The 20,705-nt window shown below is 38.5% G+C and carries 7 protein-coding genes; 6 read left to right on the forward strand and 1 reads right to left on the reverse strand.

All coding sequences use genetic code 11. The features are described 5' to 3' along the window. Positions 1–9 precede the first annotated feature (9 nt). The 5 genes from ACF3OB_RS05215 (at position 10) to ACF3OB_RS05235 (ending at position 18,431) form a co-directional block, all read left to right on the forward strand. Positions 10–1,215, forward strand: coding sequence for an ISL3 family transposase (locus ACF3OB_RS05215; RefSeq protein WP_392448638.1), 1,206 nt, complete (start codon positions 10–12; stop codon positions 1,213–1,215). A 20-nt stretch (positions 1,216–1,235) separates the two neighbouring features. Continuing rightward, positions 1,236–5,816, forward strand: a complete 4,581-nt coding sequence (locus ACF3OB_RS05220; protein ID WP_392448752.1) for a reprolysin-like metallopeptidase — start codon at positions 1,236–1,238, stop codon at positions 5,814–5,816. Between the two features lie 59 nt (positions 5,817–5,875). Beyond that, positions 5,876–10,813, forward strand: a complete 4,938-nt coding sequence (locus ACF3OB_RS05225; RefSeq protein ID WP_392448640.1) for a reprolysin-like metallopeptidase — start codon at positions 5,876–5,878, stop codon at positions 10,811–10,813. A 150-nt stretch (positions 10,814–10,963) separates the two neighbouring features. Further along, on the forward strand, positions 10,964–15,808 hold the full coding sequence (locus ACF3OB_RS05230; RefSeq protein ID WP_392448642.1) for a reprolysin-like metallopeptidase: 4,845 nt from the start codon (positions 10,964–10,966) through the stop codon (positions 15,806–15,808). Positions 15,809–15,974: 166 nt separating this feature from the next. Then, positions 15,975–18,431, forward strand: coding sequence for a M1 family aminopeptidase (locus ACF3OB_RS05235; RefSeq protein ID WP_392448644.1), 2,457 nt, complete (start codon positions 15,975–15,977; stop codon positions 18,429–18,431). A 284-nt stretch (positions 18,432–18,715) separates the two neighbouring features. Here the strand turns inward: ACF3OB_RS05235 and ACF3OB_RS05240 are convergent, their stop codons facing one another. Then, complete coding sequence (locus ACF3OB_RS05240; RefSeq protein ID WP_392448646.1) at positions 18,716–19,135, reverse strand: lipocalin family protein; 420 nt, start codon at positions 19,133–19,135, stop codon at positions 18,716–18,718. 100 nt (positions 19,136–19,235) lie between these two features. Between ACF3OB_RS05240 and ACF3OB_RS05245 the strand changes: the two genes are divergently transcribed. After that, positions 19,236–20,516: a hypothetical protein gene (locus tag ACF3OB_RS05245; RefSeq protein WP_392448648.1), complete on the forward strand. Its 1,281-nt coding sequence runs from the start codon at positions 19,236–19,238 to the stop codon at positions 20,514–20,516. Positions 20,517–20,705 lie beyond the last annotated feature (189 nt).

Here is a 20,705-nt window from a genome sequence, read left to right on the forward strand (position 1 = left end):
GAAAAAAGAATGGACTTTGTAGATTTTTTGAGAGAGATGTTGGGTATTACAGATGATTTTGCGATCACTTCGATAGTAAAAGACGAAGAAAATAAGATCATTAAAATTCACTTGAAATACCTTAACACCCATTTTGTTAAAGAAGGAAAGCGTTACAAACTGTATGATACCACCCCCGAGCGAGAGTGGCAACATTTAAATTGGTTTGACTATCGGTGTTACTTGGTTTGCAGTCTACCTCGTTACCTTTCTGAGGATGGTAAGCCTAAGGTTATCGACATCCATTTTGCACCTAAATACAAGGGATACACGCATTTATTCGCCGCCAAAGTCATAGAGACTTTACATAAAGTAAAGGTACAAAACACCGTTGCAGAACTGATGCATACCACCCCATATGTGATAAGAAGCATTATGGAATCAGCCGTAGAAAAATCACTTTTGGAACGAGGAGAAGTAAATGATTTAGAGAATATTAGCTTAGACGAAAAAGCATATACCCACGGGCATAAATACGCTACAATTCTTATCGATAGCGATAAAAATTGTGTAGTAGAAGTGACCGAAGGTAGAAAAGAAAAAAATGTAAAAGCCTTGTTTTTCAGTATTAATTCACAAGAAAAACAGCCCTCCCTGAAAAGGGTAAATATGGATATGTGGAAACCTTATATAAACGCCATTAAGGATATAGCTCCTCAAGCGATGATTGTACACGATAAGTTTCATCTATTCAAGAAGTTATCCCAAGCCATTGACAAGACCAGAAGAAAAGAGGTAAAAGAAACCGAATTGCTTAAAGGACAGAAATACACCGTATTAAAGAACGAAGAAAATCGCACAGAAGAGCAACAAAGAGCCTTTGAGCGAATGCTTAGTGAGAATTTACTTACGGCAAAGGCGTGGCAAATACGAGAGAATTTCAAGTATTTATTTGGTTTAAAGTATTGTATATCATTCAATTACGAGTTATGGAAAAATAATGCAATAAGTCAATCCATAACCGCTGTAAATCAAGTGATAAAGACCTTTGATAATCATTTACAAGGGATTATCAATGCGATAGTTACTCAAACATCCAGTGGGAAGCACGAAAATATGAATGGAAAAATACAATCTGTTATTTCAAAAGCAAGAGGATTCTTAAACTTTGAGCGTTTCAGAATAAACACCCTCTTTTACTTCGGTAATCTGAAGTTTAGCTCACAAAAAAATTAGTAATGCCAAATATTTATTTGATGAAATATTATATCTATCTCATTTTTAGCTTTATCAGTTTTGGGCAAGTGGTTTTTGCACAAGAAACGATTAAAACATCAACAAAAGCCATTGATGTAATTCATTTATTTTCAGCAGGAAATAAGATTGAATGGGCAGTGCCTATATCTAAAAATGAGAAAATTTTATTACAGTGGGAAGAACGACATACTTCATTTACTCAAAGTGAGGGCATTCGTTCGTTTGTGGGGTATCACGATAAAAATTTAATCGCGGTTATTTCTATTTTGAATGGAACCATTTCGGGAAATATTCGTTGGAAAGAAAAAGAAATCGTTTTAAAAACGTCGGAAGAAGGCTTTCTAATCTTGTACACTGAAAGTTCCAATCACAAATGCGGTACGTGTGCTAACGGACATTGTCATTCTGAAAAACCTTCCACCAAACGTCCTGTACTTCTGTCAGGTTCGAACACCTCAACGCCCTCCATTCCCAACACAAATGTACTTAGAGTCTATCGATTAGCGATGGCAATCAGTTATGAATATTTTTCGGATACATATGTTGGCTTTAGTAGTAAGGTGGAAGAAGTGAAAACGTTTTGGGCTACCAAAGAAATGGAACTCAATGAGGCATATACGCGTGATTTGGGTATCCGATTTGAAATTGTAAAGGATGAAAATCTAATTTCGAAACAAAAAGATGAAATTTCTAATAAGAGTGCAAGTTATATTATTAACAATGCCACAAGAATAATCAGTTCAAAAATAGGCGAAAAAAACTATGATTTAGGAATATACATAGCCAAAGTTACAGAAGTAGCAGGACTTGCGTATTTAGAAAATGCCTACAAAACGGAAAAGGCTGCGGCGGTGGCTTTGGTCTCTCGTTCCGTTATTATGCACGAAATAGGACATTTATTTGGGGCAAGACATACGTTTGCTTTTACTATTAATAGACTTATTGACCCTGCCAGTGATAAAACAGAAATACTGACAGGACAGTCCATAATGTCGTATGGAAATCCTCGGGATTTTTTTTCCTTACGAAGCATACAAATGATTCGAGAAAAGTTGGTAAACGTACCTTATTTTTCGGACACCAATCGAACTCAAAAAGTAGGTAACAATTCGTTAGTGACTAATTTTCCGTACGGAATAGCTATTCAAAATCAACCTCCTACTATTGACAAAACGAAAATAAAAGCAAGTTATAAAATTCCGAAAGAGACTTTTTTTCAGTTTTATATTCCTGCTCAAGACCCTGAAAATAAGCCTTTGTTGTATGCCGCTCATCAAACGGATATTCGCAGAGGGACTGAACGCTCAATAGCCAGTTTTTTAACACGAAAAGCTACTAGTAGCAATCCTGTTACATTTCAAACAGAATATAGTGAAAAATCTCGTAATTTGGTACATAATACGACGCCTAATGCCGTAGGTAAGTTTACTTTTTGGTTGGGCGTGAGTGATGCACAACCTCAGCAAACCAGCGATTATATCAGTCAGTATGATATGGCTCAAACCCAAGTGATTATTGAGGATGGAACGCCTTTTAAGATTACTTCTTCAATGAAAAACAATTACAAAGGAGGGGAAGATGTCCAACTTACTTGGAATGTAGATAGTAAAATTTTTGATAAAAACACTAGTAAAGTTCGAATTTTGCTTTCGGACGATTTTGGAAAAACGTTTAAATACACTTTGGCTGCTTCTACGGAAAATGATGGAAATCATACCGTAAAACTACCAAATGTATCGGTAAATACCATTGCTTTTGGAGGACAAAAACCAGATGTATCAGCAGGAGTTATAAAAATAGAAGAGATTGATGGTATTGCTTATGCGCTTACCACTTTCGACCCTAAGAAAGGAGGTTTTACAATTACTCGTGACCTTTCTTTGCCTGAAACACTTGTATTTACAAAAACTCCTAAAACCTCACTTTCCGCTACTTGTGATGCTGTTCCAGATGCGGATAATTCGCAGTTTAAAACCAGTGGTTGTGATTTGGTAAACATTACGCACATCGATACAAAAATAAACGGAAGCTGTGCTAATACGTACACTATTAAACGTGTGTATACAGCAACAGGCTGCGGTCAATCGGTTAATTTTGAACAAACTATTTTTGTAAGAGATGATAAATCACCTGTATTCAAAGAACCTTTACCAACCAATGTCTCGGTGGAAGAAGGAAAAATTCCAGAGCAGATGCATTTAACCGCCACAGACAATTGTTCTGCTAATGTTGGAGTTATCAAATCAAAAGAAGAAAAACAAGAAGGAAAGAACAAGGTAATCATTTACAAATGGGAAGCCTCTGATGATTGTGGAAATAAAGTTACTCACACACAGAAAATTACTGTTATTCCGTCAGAAATCAATTTTGTGGGCGAATTGCCTAAGAATTTGACAATTTCCTGCGAAAAAGAAATTCCATCAGTTCCTACATTGGAAGTATCGGGAAATTGTAATCCGAAAGTGGTTTATAATGGAGAAACAAAATCGAACGAGAAATGCAAAAATGATTACGTGTTAACACGCTCTTGGACAGCCACTAACGACTGCGGAAAAACTATCACGCATACTCAAATCATTATGATAAAAGATGATGTAAAACCTACATTTTCAGGCACTTTACCAACTGATATTTCTGTGGAAGATAACAATATTCCAACACAAATTGATTTAATCGCTACGGATAACTGTTCTGAAAATATTCAAGTGACCAAGAGCCAAAATGAAAGGCAAGAAAACGGAAATAGAGTAATCATCTATAAATGGGAGGCTTCCGATGATTGTGAAAATAAAGTTACTTACACACAGAAAATTACTGTTATTCCGTCAGAAATCAATTTTGTAGGGGAATTACCTAAGAATTTGACAATTTCCTGCGAAAAAGAAATTCCGTCAGTTCCTACATTGCAAGTATCGGGCAATTGCAATCCGAAAGTGGTTTATAATGGAGAAACAAAATCCAACGAAAAATGTAAAAATGATTACGTATTAACACGCTCTTGGACAGCTACTAACGATTGTGGAAAATCTATTACACATACACAGGTAATTACCATAAAAGATGATGTAAAACCTACATTTTCAGGAACTTTACCAACCGATATTTCTGTGGAGGAAAACAATATTCCAACACAAATTGATTTAACCGCTACGGATAATTGTTCTGAAAATATTCAAGTGACAAAGAGTCAAGAAGAAAAGCAAGAAAACGGAAATAGAGTAATCATTTATAAATGGGAGGCTTCCGATGATTGTGAAAATAAAGTTACTCACACACAAAAAATTACTGTTGTTCCATCAGAAATCAATTTTGTGGGCGAATTGCCTAAAAATATGACTGTTACTTGTGAAAAAGAAATTCCGTCAGTTCCTACATTGCAAATATCGGGCAATTGCAATCCAAAAGTGGTTTATAATGGAGAAACAAAATCAAACGAGAAATGCAAAAACGACTACGTGCTAACACGCTCTTGGACAGCTACTAACGATTGTGGAAAATCTATTACACATACACAGGTAATTACCATAAAAGACGATGTAAAACCTGTATTTTCAGGAACTTTACCTGCTGATATTTCTGTGGAAGAAAACAATATTCCAACACAAATAGATTTAACCGCTACGGATAATTGTTCTGAAAATATTCAAGTGACAAAGAGTCAAGAAGAAAAGCAAGAAAACGGAAATAAAGTAATCATCTATAAATGGGAGGCTTCCGATGATTGTGAAAATAAAGTTACTCACACACAAAAAATTATTGTTATTCCGTCAGAAATCAATTTTGTAGGCGAATTACCTAAGAATTTGACAATTTCTTGCGAAAAGGAAATTCCGTCAGTTCCTACATTGAAAGTGTCAGGTAATTGTAATCCGAAAGTGGTTTATAATGGAGAAACAAAATCAAACGAGAAATGCAAAAACGACTACGTGCTAACACGCTCTTGGACAGCTACTAACGATTGTGGAAAATCTATTACACATACACAGGTAATTACCATAAAAGACGATGTAAAACCTGTATTTTCAGGAACTTTACCTGCTGATATTTCTGTGGAAGAAAACAATATTCCAACACAAATAGATTTAACCGCTACGGATAATTGCTCTGAAAATATTCAAGTAACCAAGAGCCAAGAAGAAAAGGAAGAAAACGGAAATAAAGTAATCATTTACAAATGGGAGGCTTCCAATGATTGTGGGAATAAAGTTACTCACGAACAGAAAGTTACCATTAAAAAATCTTCACAGCCCACACCGCCTAATGGTGGCTCTGAAATAGAAAAAGAAATGATTGTTTACAATGGGGTTTCTATCGAGTCAGGTTCGGAGAATTACTTGAAGTTTGAACCTATCGAGAATTATAAAAATCTTCAAATTGAGATTTTTAACGAATTAGGTCAGAAAGTGTATGAATCGAAAAACTACCAAAAAAATGGAGAAGTTTTCCGAGGATATGCTAACGTGAAAGGAGTTTTCCGAAAAGGCAAACGTCTTCCCACAGGAACGTATTTCTATGTGCTGAAATATCAAGACATTACAGGAGAATCAAATATAAAACAAGGCTATTTGTTTGTAAGATAATCATTATGTCTTCTAAAAAACACCTGAAGAACAATCAATCACATAAGATCAATAATAAAATGAAAAATATACGTCGTTTTTTAATATTTATCGTGCTATTTGGGCAATCGGTCTTTTCGCAAGAGCAATTTAAAACCTCTTTGAAAGTGGAGCAAGTGCGACAGCAGTTCTCAAAAGGTGGCAAAATTTCGTGGGCAGTTCCGATTTCGCAAAGGAAAACCTTGTCTGTAGTTTGGCAAGAACGTCCAAACTCTTTGGCAGGTATCCAAACTTTTGTAGGTTACAAAGAAGATGAGCTTATAGGGGTGCTGTCGATAGACGCTACTTCGGTGTCGGGAAATTTTAATTACGATGGAAGCACTTACAAAATAACTTCAGAAAAAAGGAAAATAGTTGTTACAAAGGAAGATGAAAACCAACACCAATGCGGTTTGTGTGCTTCTCATAAGGCAACTTCCAAAACCCAAAGACCCACAGGAAATGGTACGCCAGATGTATGCACTCCGAACGCTCACGGATATTTGGACAACCATTGTTTGGATAATATTCAAATCTACACCGATGGAGTGTTGCGTATTTATCGATTGGCATTGCTTATCAATTACAACAAATTTGCAGGGGAGTTCCAAAGTGATAAGGCTGCTGTACGCAGGTTTTGGGCAGAAACGGAAGCCTTTGCCAATGAACTTTATGTACGTGCTGTTGCCGTAAAATTCAAAATTGTAGACGATGATCGGCTTATTTTGGATACGCCCGAAAAAGAGGTGTTAAAAGAGTATCATTCGGGTACGTCTATGCTTGAAAACCAACGCAGTACTCAGGCAATGAATACGGTGATAAGTCCAGAAGATTACGATGTAGGGCTAATCATAACCTTCCTACCTTGGGTAAATGGACAAGCTGCCTTAGATGCAGTGTTTGAGGAACACACCAAAGCCGATGGGGTAGTTGGTCGTGGAGCTCCCAGTACTGTTGCCCACGAGTTGGGGCATATGTTTGGAGCTGACCATACGCACAATACCCAAGATTCGGGCAAGGTAGAACCCGAAAGTGGGAGGTCGATTATGGGGTATGGGCATAGTTTTCCTCGTGATTTCTTTACCTTGTACAGCGTACACTCCATACGCAAGGGGCTAACCCACAGTGCTGTGTATTTTTCCGATGAGCAACGTACACAAAAGGTAATACTCAGCAGGGGCAAAAATCCTGTTTATGGGATAAAAACTCAAAATCGCCGTCCAGTGATTGATGCCTCTGACCTGAAACCAAAATACGTAATTCCGAAAAACACCTTTTTTCAGTTTCGTATTAACGCTTCTGACCCTGATAACGATAAACTGCTCTATGCCGCCCATCAAACCGATATACGTTTGCAAACCAATCCGTCTAATGCCGTATATTATTCAGCCAAGCCGAGTTATAACAACTTGATACGTTTTCAAAAAGAATACAAAAGCAATAGGGTAGATGAATTCCCGAGCGTAACGGGTGGTGTTTACCGTTTTTGGTTGGCGGTAAGCGATGGTATTTTAGGAGCAGAGGCACTGACCAACCAAACCCACGCCACGCATTACGATATGGTAAAGACCGATGTAGAGGTAAAAAACACAACACCTTTTCGGATAAATCCTGCTTTAAAAAAACAATACGGAGCAGGAGAGGAGGTTACCTTACGTTGGGATGTGGCAACCGATGTTTTTGGTACAGATAGTAGGGTACGTATTTTGCTTTCCGATGATTTTGGTCAAACGTTTAAGCATATTATCACTCCCGAAGCCCCTAACAACGGAACGTTTACCTTTACAATGCCACATATTCCCGTAGGAAAAACGGGCAATCAAGGGCACGGGCTTATCAAAATAGAAGTGATTGACCACATTGCCTATGCCCTAAGTGAGCATAATCCTTACAACGGAGGCTTCGAGGTCATTCCTTCTCAAATTGTTTTTGAAAACTTACCTGAACCCACCATTTCAGCACTTGAAGGGGCTATTCCAGAACCACATTCTGTACAGGCAAGAACCAGCTGTAACGGACAGGCACAGGTGCAGGTAGCCGATGTACGTGAAGCAAACCGAATCAAACGTACCTTTACAGCGGTGGACGATTGCCAAAACACGGCAATTTTCGTTCAGTATATTTTTGTGAAAGAAGATGTACCGCCTTTGCAATTTGTAGGCAATCTTCCGCAAGATAGGGTATATCACTGCGATAACACCTTTGATAAGGCAGTGCCTAATGTACAGGTTACAGGAGGGAAGTCGCCCCAAATTACCCTAACACAAACCCGAATGGAATCGGATTATCATATCAATTACATTCTCAAACGCACGTGGCGGGTTACCGACCCTGTCGCTGCTCCCATTGAGCATACCCAATTGGTGTTTGTGTATGACAATACCAACCCCATTTTGGTTACTCAACCCAATGATATTGTTGTAAATGATGATGTTCAGGCTTATACCTATGCTGAAATCCCTCCTGTTGCCTTTGATAATTGTGGCAATCAATTGCAGTGGAGAAAGCCTATTTCGCCAGATTATACCTTCGGAGCTAATGGGCTTGAATCGATATTAGTAACTTGGGAAGCCCGAGACGGTACGGACAATCCTACGCGGGTTACTCAGAAAATTATTGTTGATAAAAATCATACGGATATTTATTTTCAAAATCTACCTGCCGATATGCAACTCTCTTGTAAAGACGGAGTTCCCTCGGCGGATATTGAGCTAAAAGTAGTTAATTGTGCTTCGGCAGAGGTAACACATACCGAAAATCAGACTTGGGAAGGAAATAAAAAAATCATCACTCGGGTCTATACGGCTACGGGCTGTGGTAAAACCTTGTCAGCAACCCAACGCATTGTAGTTACCGATGACGAAGCTCCTGTATTTACGGGAGATTTGCCTCTATCGGTGGAAGTGGCAACCACTGCCGAAGTTCCTCCCTTAGAAGATTTGACTGCTACGGACAACTGTTTTCAGGGATGTACGGGGCAACAAGTGGTAATAACAACCCAGTCCGACCCCCGAAATCAAGAATATTACAACACGTGGGAAGTTGTAGGTAACCAAAACTGCGTAAAGTCGGTGCCTGTAACCAAAGAGAGAAAGCAAAGTCTTGATGGTAAAACCCTTACCGATACGTGGACGGCTACCGATGAATTTGGCAACACACAAGCCTATACTCGTATTATCAAAGTGGCTTCGGCAGACGTACCCACAATGGCATTTATCAATTTTCCCAAAGATATAAATTTGCCTTGTAACGGTGTCTTACCACAGGCTGAAAATATAAGTATTTCGGGCTGTGAAAACGCTACTGTTACCCACACTGACGAACTGACAGGCAATTGTAAAGATGGCAAAACGGTAGTTCGCACCTATACGGCTTCGGGTTGTGGGCAAACCATTTCACAAAAACAGACCATTACCATTGCGGGGGACAATGAAGCCCCTACGTTTTCGGGTACGCTTCCACAAGATGTTTCAATTACTGAAAATCAGGAAGTTCCTGCACAAGAAGAACTAACCGCTACGGACAATTGTTTGCAAAGGGTTCAAGTAGCCAAGAGCCAAGAGGAAAGGCAAGAAAACGGAAATAAAATAGTTATTTACCGATGGACGGCAACAGACGATTGCGGAAATGAAAAAAGGCACAGCCAAACCATTACCATCGTCCCCGCTCCGAAAATAAGTTTTATAAATTTCCCTACGGACGTGAATTTATCTTGCGGAAAAGACAAACCCCAAGCGGAAACCAAGCTACAAATTTCGGATTGTGAGGGAACTACTGAAATTGCAGTAACCCATACCGACACCGAAACAGGCGATTGCAAAACAGGTAAAACCATCGAACGTACTTATACGGCTTCGGCTTGTGGGCAAACCATTTCACAAAAACAAACCATTACCATTGCGGGGGATAATGAAGCCCCTACTTTTTCGGGTACGCTTCCGAAAGATATTTCGGTTGTTGAAGGTCAAAAAATTCCTACGCAAGAGGAACTAACCGCTACGGATAATTGTTCGCAAAGGGTTCAAATAGCCAAGAGCCAAGAGGAAAGGCAAGAAAACGGAAATAAAATAGTTATTTACCGATGGATAGCAACGGACGATTGCGGAAATGAAAAAAGGCACAGCCAAACCATTACCATCGTCCCCGCTCCGAAAATAAGTTTTATAAATTTCCCTACGGACGTGAATTTATCTTGCGGAAAAGACAAACCCCAAGCGGAAACCAAGCTGCCAATTTCGGGTTGTGAGGGGGCTACTGAAATTGCAGTAACCCATACCGACACCGAGACAGGCGATTGCAAAACAGGCAAAACCATCGAACGTACTTACACAGGAGAGGCTTGTGGGCAAAGCATTTCCAAAAAACAAATCATTACCATTGCGGGGGACAATGAAGCACCTACTTTTTCGGGTACGCATCCGAAAGATATTTCGGTTGTTGAAGGTCAGAAAATTCCTACGCAAGAGGAACTAACCGCTACGGACAATTGTTCGCAAAGGGTTCAAATAGCCAAGAGCCAAGAGGAAAGGCAAGAAAGCGGAAATAAAATAGTTATTTACCGATGGACGGCAACGGACGAATGTGGAAATACATTTGAATATGCTCAAAAAATAACTGTTTTGCCCAAAAGTACAGGTGGAGGAGATAATAATCAAGGTGGAGGGAACAGCCCTTCCAATGAAGATATTATCGTGTATAATGGTGTTTTTGTTGAAGAAGCATCGGATAATTACCTAAGAATTGCCCCCATTGAGCGTTATACGGACTTGTATATCGAAATTTTTAATGAATTGGGTCAGAAGGTATTCCAAGCCAAAGACTATCAACGCAAAGGCGATGTTTTCAGGGGGTATGCTAACGTGAAAGGCGTGGTAGGCAAGGGCAAACGTTTGCCGTCGGGTACGTATTTTTACGTGTTGAAATACAAAAACCAAGATAAAAAAATGCATCAAAAATCGGGATACTTATATGTGAGGTAAATTCACGGTCGTGTTATAAAAAGTATGATAAAAGTTCTGATTGTCAGGCTGAGCGTAGTCGAAGCCTGACAGACGCTCTCTTTTTTAAGACATCATACTTTTTACATCACCTCCAAATTCACATTTTGTTTAATGAAAAACTATAAATCAATGAGATATAATTTAATTACTATTTTATGCTTTTTGTTTTTCCAGCAATTGTTTGCACAGGTAAAAACATCGGAGGTTGTTCAACTATTTTCGAAAGGAGGCGAGGTTTCGTGGGAAATTTCAGTTGATAACAGCCCCAAACAAACGTTGCTTTGGCAGGAACGCCCCAATTCTATCAAGGGGATAAAAACCTTTGTGTGCTATCAAAATGGCGAGATGATAGGTGTTTTATCGGTTGATAGTCAAGGAGTTTCTGGGAATTTGAAACTCTCGAACAAATCGTATGACATCACTTCGCAGGACAATAATGTTATTTTTAAGCAAGAAGCAACAAAAGAGGGGAAATGTGGTACTTGTTGTGGAGGCGGAGAACATTCGCACACAGCACGTCCTGTGGCTCGTCCGCAAGGGGAAGGATTAAACCAAGAAAATGAAATTTTTAAATTGCACAGTGTTCATTCCGACGGTGTTTTACGAGTGTATCGCTTAGCATTGCTCATTACGTACAAGTATTTTTCGGATAAATTCGAACAAGATGTTGAGGAAGTAAGGAAATTTTGGGCAAGTACGGAGGCTTTTCTCAACGAGTTATACCACAGAGATGTATCGGTACGATTTGAGATAGTCAACGATGAAAGACTTATTTACAAAACCAGTAGTGCAGATCCGTTTTACTACATCAGAAGAGCTCGTCAAATACACGACAGGGGAACCACTGAAATTAATAAATTAATATCAGAGGATGATTACGATGTTGGGGTGGTTATTAACCCACAAACAGAAAATACGTATGGATTAGGAACCACCGGTGGGGTCTATGAAAAAAAAAGTAAAGCACTGTGCTTTGCTGTTGCCAGTAGATCAACTATTGCTCACGAGATAGGGCATTTGTTCGGTTCGCTTCATACTTTTACCACCGGAGGGAGTCAGACGTATTATTCCGAACCTAATCGAGGGATGTCGGTAATGGGATATAATTCGCGTTCCACGGGTGATTATTTTTCATTAGTAAGTATTGCTGTTATCAGAAAAAGGTTGTCGAGCGTAGGCTATTATACAGACGAAGAACGTACACAACTCATAAAAGGAGTGGAGCATATTGAAGGTACTACGAATGTTCCTTACGGGGTTAAGCCCAGTAATACAGCTCCAATCATTAACACGGCAAAAATCAAAAAAGAATATACATTGCCACACAGTACGTTTTTTCAGTTTTATATTCCAACACAGGATGCGGAGCAACAAAAGCTATACTACTACGCCCACCAAGTGGGTGGGAAAAATTTTCCGTATTTCGATTATGGTTCGGCAAAGTTTTTAGCTTTAAAATCCACGCAAACGGGCAGAGTTGCCTTTGAGAGAAGTTACTACCGAAGAGATTTGAGTTTGGTACAAAATTCTTCTCCAACTGATATGGGCACGTATCATTTTTGGTTGGCGGTAAATGATGCCGACTTAGCTAACAGCTCACACGGGGTTTTGTATGACCAAGCGTACACCAAAGTAAATATCGTCAATGGAACACCTTTTAAAATCAAGGACGGGTATAAGAACAAGTATTCCGCAGGGGAAAAAGTTACTTTTACGTGGGATGTAGATAACACTATATTTAGTGGTACAAAAGTGCGTATTTTAATGTCGGACGATTTTGGCGAAACCTATAAATATACGCTTGTGGAATCAACAGACAATGACGGAAGTGCCGAAGTTACCATTCCACATATTGCTTTGGGAAGAAAAACCCAATTTGGGAGTACCACTTCTGGCTTGGGAATTATTAAAATTGAAGTAATTGACCATATTGCCCACGATATAACGGATAACAACCCTAATAATGGAGGTTTTGAAATTCAGGCTTCGGCAATTACGTTTCAAAACACGCCTGAGCCTACCATCGAGGTAAAAGAGGGGCAAGTTCCTCAAAAAGCTGATGTTACAGCGGTTTCTACCTGTGGCAGTGGTTCGCAGTCCATAACGCCCACTTATAAAGAAGAAAAAACCGATACGCTCATCACCCGTACTTGGACAGCTTCCGATAATTGTAGTAATACAGCAACTTTTGTGCAGTATATTCACGTTCGGAAAAATACCCCGTTGTCTTTCGTTGGAGCACTGCCTGAAAGTCAGACTATTTTGTATGGACAGGACGTTCCTCAGGCGGCTACCTTAACCGCAAGTGGAGGTTGTCAAACCCCCGAGGTAAAATTTTCGCAAACCGAATTATATGGGCAATGCCTTAGAACCATCACCCGTATTTGGACGGCAGTCAGCCAATGCTCCGACCCTATTTCGCATACACAAATCATCAACGTCATCGACAACATTCCGCCTACCTTTATAGGAGTACTGCCCGATGCCAACCTACACGTGAGCGATGAAAGTCAAGTGCCAATGCAAGAAAGTATTTTGGTGATTGATAAACTTTCCGAAAATAAAAGAAATGATGGGTATCCTTTTAACGCAGAAAAATTCGAAGAAAGGATAACGGACGAGCAAGGACGATTGGTAAAAGTGATTTACCGATGGAGAGCCAATGATCTTTGCTATAATGTGGTGGAACATACACAAACCATAACCATAGGTTCGAACCAACAAGTAGCGTTTGCTAACTTCCCTGCTAATGTGAATTTATCTTGCGGAGAAGATAAACTCCAAGCGGAAACCAAGCTACAAATTTCGGGTTGTGAGGGGACTACTGAAATTGCAGTAACCCATACCGACACCGAGACAGGCGATTGCAAAACAGGCAAAACCATCGAACGTACTTACACAGGAGAGGCTTGTGGGCAAACCATTTCACAAAAACAGACCATTACCATTGCGGGGGACAATGAAGCTCCTACTTTTTCGGGTACGCTTCCACAAGATATTTCAATCACTGAAAATCAGGAAGTTCCTATACAGGAGGAGCTAACCGCTACGGACAATTGTTCGCAAAGGGTTCAAGTAGCCAAGAGCCAAGAGGAAAGGCAAGAAAGCGGAAATAAAATAATTATTTACCGATGGACGGCAACGGACGATTGCGGAAATGAAAAAAGGCACAGCCAAACCATTACCATCGTCCCCGCTCCGAAAATAAGTTTTATAAATTTTCCTACGGATGTGAATTTATCTTGCGGAGAAGATAAACTCCAAGCGGAAACCAAGCTACAAATTTCGGGTTGTGAGGGAACTACTGAAATTGCAGTAACCCATACCGACACCGAAACAGGCAATTGCAAAACAGGTAAAACCATCGAACGTACTTATACGGCTTCGGCTTGTGGGCAAACCATTTCCAAAAAACAGACCATTACCATTGCGGGGGATAGTGAAGCACCTACTTTTTCGAGTACGCTTCCGCAAGATATTTCGGTTGTTGAAGGTCAGAAAATTCCTACACAGGAGGAGCTAACCGCTACGGACAATTGTTCGCAAAGGGTTCAAATAGCCAAGAGCCAAGAGGAAAGGCAAGAAAATGGAAATAAAATAGTTATTTACCGATGGACAGCAACGGACGATTGCGGAAATGAAAAAAGGCACAGCCAAACCATTACCATCGTCCCCGCTCCGAAAATAAGTTTTATAAATTTCCCTACGGACGTGAATTTATCCTGCGGAGAAGATAAACCTCAAGCGGAAACCAAGCTACCAATTTCGGGTTGTGAGGGGACTACTGAAATTTCGGTAACTCATACCGACACAGAAACAGGCGATTGCAAAACAGGTAAAACGATTGTGCGTACCTATACAGCAACCATTTGCGGACAAACGATTTCCCAAAAACAGACCATTACCATTGCAGGGGATAATGAAGTTCCCGTTTTTTCAGAAGAATTACCAAAAGATATTTCGATTAATGAAAATCAAGCAGTACCAACGCATATAAATTTAACCGCTACGGATAATTGTTCTGCTGTTCAAGTGACCAAGAGCCAAGAAAACAAGGTAGAAAACGGAAATAAAATAATTATTTACCGATGGACAGCAACAGACGTTTGTGGAAACGAAACAAAACACAGCCAAACCATTACCATTACTCCTGCACCGAAAGTAACTTTTATAAATTTCCCCGCGGATGTGAATTTGTCTTGTGGAAAAGATAAACCCCAAGTGGAGAGCAAATTACAGATTTCCAATTGTGATGGAACTACTGAAATTTCGGTAACCCATACCGACACAGAAACAGGCGATTGCAAAACAGGTAAAACGATTGTACGTACCTATACAGCAACCGTTTGCGGACAAACGATTTCTCAAAAACAGACTATTACAATTGCAGGGGATAATGAAGTTCCCGTTTTTTCAGGAGAATTACCAAAAGATATTTCGATTAATGAAAATCAGGAAGTGCCAACGCAAGAAACGCTAAGCGCTACGGATAATTGTTCTGAAAAGGTTCAAGTAATTAAAAGCCAAGAAGAAAGGCAAGAAAACGGAAATAAAGTAATCATTTATAAATGGGAGGCTTCTGATGAATGCGGGAATAAAACTATTCATACACAGAAAGTTACCATTAAAAAAACTTCACAGCCCACACCACCTAACGGAGGTTCTGAAGTAGAAAAAGAAATAATTGTTTACAATGGTGTTTCTACCGAGTCAGGTTCGGAGAATTACCTGAAATTTGAGCCTATCGAAAATTATAAAAATCTTCAAATTGAGATTTTTAACGAATTAGGTCAGAAAGTGTATGAATCGAAAAATTACCAAAAAAATGGCGAAGTTTTCCGAGGATATGCCAATGTAAAAGGAGTTTTCCGAAAAGGTAAACGTCTTCCAACAGGAACGTATTTCTATGTATTTAAATATCAAACCATTACAGGAGAATCTAACACAAAACAAGGATATTTATATGTAAGATAATATTATAACGGCTGTCCGAAAAAGTACATTTTAAACAAAAGTATATTTATAACACATTGATTATTAAGGATTATTTTTAAAATTATCAAAATTAGGCTTTTCGAACAGAATCCTAATTTTACAAAAATGATAAAACATGTTATATTTGCAAAAAAATAAATGAAATATGAAACATCTTGCCTTTGTACTCCTTTTAGTAGGACTTTCTCAGACTTTTGCCCAAACCGATACTTCGGGGAGAACCCTTCACCGAGCGACTCCCGAAATGAAAACCAAACTCCAACATACCAAACTCAAAGTAGGCTTTAACTTTGAGAACCAAACCCTAAATGGTGAGGAATGGCTCACGGCTTCGCCTTATTTTTATGCCACCGATAGCCTGATTTTAGACGCCAAGTCGATGCTCATCCACGAGGTAAAACTCAATGACCAACCGCTAAAATATGCCTATGAAAACGATTTTCTGAAAATAAAATTGGATAAAATCTATCAGAAAAACGAAAACTACACCGTGTACATTCGCTATACGGCACAGCCTGAAAAAGTGATTGAAAAAGAAGGGGCAAGAAGTGATGCCAAAGGCTTGTATTTCATCAATCCGAAAGGAGAAATTCCTGATGTGCCTACCCAAATTTGGACGCAGGGCGAAACCGAATCTTCATCGTGCTGGTTTCCTACCATCGATAAGCCCAACCAAAAAACCACGCAGGAAATTTATATGACTGTTCCCGATAAATTCGTAACCCTATCCAACGGGATTTTAAAATCTTCCGTAAAAGAAGCCAATCACCTACGCACAGACCATTGGGTGATGGATAAACCTCACGCTCCGTATCTCTTCTTTATGGGTGTGGGAGATTTCGCCGTAGTAAAAGATACGCCGTGGCGAGGCACTATTCCCGTGGATTATTATGTGGAAAAAGAATACGAATCGGTGGCAAAGAAAATCTTTGGGCATACGGCGGAAATGATGGAGTTTTACTCTAAAAAATTCGGATATGATTTCCCTTGGCAGAAATACGCACAAATGGTAGTTCGCGATTTTGTGGCAGGGGCAATGGAAAATACCACAGCGGTAAGTCACGCTGAGTCTGCCCATCAGCCGAGCGAAGTTTTGGCAGACCAAAACCATTGGGAAGCTGTCATTGCTCACGAAATGGGACATCATTGGTTTGGCGATTTGGTAACCACCGAAAGCTGGGCAAACCTCACCATCAATGAATCTTTTGCCAATTATTCCGAATATCTTTGGTACGAATACAAATACGGAAAAGATGCCGCCGACTATCACCTCAACAATAAAGTGGGACAATACCGCCACCGTTCAACAGATTTTCTGAAAAATTTGGTGCGTTTTGGGTACGATGACAAGGAAGATATGTTTGATTTGGTTTCGTACAACAAGGGCGGTGCGATTCTGCATATGCTTCGCGATTATTTGGGCGATGAGGCTTTTTTTCAAGGGATTACAGACTTCCTAAAAACTTATGAATTCGGCACAGGAGAAGCCCATCAGCTAAGACTTTCCTTCGAAAAAGTTAGTGGAAAAGACCTCAATTGGTTTTTCAATCAGTGGTTTTTCTCTCACGGGCATCCTTTCGTGGCTGTGGAAAAAAATTACGATACAAAAACGCAAAAAGTTCATTTGAAAATCATTCAAAATCAGGAAGAAGATGTGCTTTTTGAGTTTCCTTTGGAAGTGGATATTTATGAAAACGGGACTTACCACCGACACCAAGTTTGGGTAAAAGCTCAAAAGGAAAACGAATTTTATTTCTCGGCGAAGAAAAACCCTAATTTGTTGAATGTCAATCCGAGAGGTGTTCTTATTTGGGTGGAAGCATCGTACAAAACCCCTGCTGAATACGCCTTTCAGTACCAACACACCAAAGATTTCAAAAGTAGATGGCAAGCAGTAGAATTTGCAGAAGAAAATCAAGATAATCCATTGCTAATGAAAGCGATAAAAGACCCTTTCTATCAAGTTCGAATTAAAGCCTTGAATGCTTTGGCAGGTCAGAAATTGAGCAAAAAAGAATTTGCCGAGATAGAAAAAATTGCCAAAACCGACCCAAAAAATTTGGTAAAATCGGCAGCAATGTGGACTTTGGCAGCGACCCAAAACCGAAAATATTTACCTGTTTTCGAAAACGCTTTGGGCGTACATTCGGCAGCCATACAAAATGCAGCACTCAACGGTATCAGCAAAATAGACCCTACACGAGCTAAAAACTTCTTATTGAAGTCCGCTCTCGAACATTTCACTTCCGACCAATTGGTTTGGGTATTTTCCGTAATTGTGGACAACAAAATGGAGAAATATTTACCGAAAGTGCTTCCGTACATCATTTATTATCCGTTCATAGAAAAGGATAACCCGAAACAAGCCGAAATTTTCCGCAAGGGCTACCTATGGGCAATGAGTTTAGACGATAAGGCTTTGGTAGAAATCATTGCTAAATCTTTCAGAGCGGCGGCTCCGTATTCCGACAAAGGTTCAGAAGCCAACAAAGCCACCATCAGAGTTTTAGACGAGGGCATCGCCGCCAAACGAAAACTCCCCCCAACCGCCTCCCTGCAACAACAGATACAGCTATTGGAAGAAGTAAAAACCTTGTTTTAATCGGGAAATTCCTTGTAGTAAAGGGCTTTTGAAACGGTTTTAAAAAGACTTTAAACCAAGTAAAATGATTCAATGGAGCGACATCAAATTTTAAGGTGTTGCTCCATTTTTTTGATTTTTAGAAGTTTGTGCTGAAAGGTGGTTTTTCTTCACTATTGAGAATCTAAATGATAAGATTCGGAAATACACCAAAAAGTGGTGGATACCTATCCAAAATTGGGAAATTGTTTTAAACCAAACTTTTCAACTTACACACTTTTTGGGGTAGTGTGTGAAATACTCAATTACTTAACGCGTTTATAGGTAGATATTAAACCATTTTTTCCATCAGATGTATCCTCAAAAAATTCAAAAGTATCATTATCTATAAATTTGAATCCAAAATGATTTTCTACATACTGACCTTCTTCATACTCACCATAATAGATTCTACCATTTTCTATTCTGTATGATCCCTCCTCACTCATACATCTTCCACCTTCTTCATCATTTATGAAAAAATAAGTCGATACCTTGTCCGTAAAAACATATTTTGTACAACCATCATCTTTTACTTCTCGTGGGTCAATTCTTTTTCCGTCTTCTACTCTTTCTATTTTAACACATTTCCAAGTACCTACAAGACGAACATTTTCCGGTTGGGTGTCATCGTTATTTTTCCCACAAGAAATAGTTAACATACTCACGGCTATTAAAGCCAACATAAAAAATTTCTTCATTTTTGTTTGTTTTTAAATTATATGCAAAAATAAATCTCAATTTTGTTCTTTTTGGGTACAATTCGGTACAATGATATTCCTTTCAATGTTAATTGAATACCTTTGCAAAATCAAAACTAATGAATTAATGCAAGATTTGGAATTAGACCTAATTCTACAAAAAGAAGTAGAAAAAATATTTGGAAAAACAATTGATGATAAATTTGATTGCGAACAACTTTCGGCTCAGATAAGTACAGAGATTAATGAATATATTAGTTATCAGACAATTAGAAGATTTTGGAGGTTAATTGAAAGTAAAAATAAAGTTTCGTTGCAATCAAAAAATATACTTTGTCGTTATATAGGATTTAATGATTTTAGTACTTTTACCGAAAATATACGAAATAAACATACAGACACCTATAATTTTTCTTTCTTAGCTAATTGGCAAAATATAAGCAAATATGATAATCCTCTTGACGATTCCGTTTATTGGCATAATAAATTGAGCCAAAGTTTTGCGTCGTTTGTACTGACAAATCCATCTATTTTTGAGGAATTTTCAAAAGTAATGAATAAAAATGAGGTAATCTTAAAGTATATTATATCGTATCACCCAATGTATGACAATCTTGCAAAGGAATGGTATTTTAGAGGATTAAAACTTTTTATCAGAAATGCAAAAGAGTTACATTATCATTTATTTTATGCAAATATTCAATTTATGAGATGCGTTTTAACTATGCAGAGTAATGATTATAAGTATTTTGCCAATCAAATTGAGACTCTTTTGCCAAAAATCAGGCACAAATACGGCGTTATTTGGTCTTTGGAGGCGAGGTCTTTGAGTGCTTTACTTCATTATTATGATACATTAGGAAATGATGAAAAAGTCTCGCAATTAGAAAGAGAAATCCTAAATTTTGTACAAATCCATCGGAATCTAAAATTTGAAATTGACGACTACAAAATATTTGTTTTCTTTATCTCGGATATGCTAAACATATATGGTTTTCATCATTTGTCGCATCGTATTCAAGAAAAATATGTTTTTAAAGAATCGCCAAGTATTTTATGGGAAAATGGGTATGAAGAAGCAGGTAAAATAGTAAAAAGTTTGACCTTATTTTATCAGGAAAATTATACGGAGTCAAAAAAAATATTTCAAACCATCGATGTAAATAAATTAAATTTTGATTTCAAAAAATATTTTACGATTCAATATCTTCTATTGGCTTTAGGGTTTTGTCCTCAAAACAACAACACAAAACGCCATAAAATCAGAAGGCAGTTGACACAGATAATTGATGAAACAGGATTGATTTATTTCGAGAATTTTTTGAAAGGCACATTCGAAAAACACTCATTTTCGACTAAAACATAACAACAATATAATCAATATGTTAATTTTTTTTGAGGTTTCAGCAAAAGTAAAGCGTTTCATTTTAATCTCTTGATTCGAAAACCATTCAAAACTTGATACCTTTGCAAAAAAATAGCTAATCGAAAAATGAATCTCCATACGATTTTTACGGAAAACTTTTCCTTGGAAAAAGAAATCGTTATCCCAAGA

Origin of the sequence: Capnocytophaga canis, from assembly GCF_043187445.1 — a bacterium.
GTDB classification, from domain to species: Bacteria; Bacteroidota; Bacteroidia; order Flavobacteriales; family Flavobacteriaceae; genus Capnocytophaga; species Capnocytophaga canis.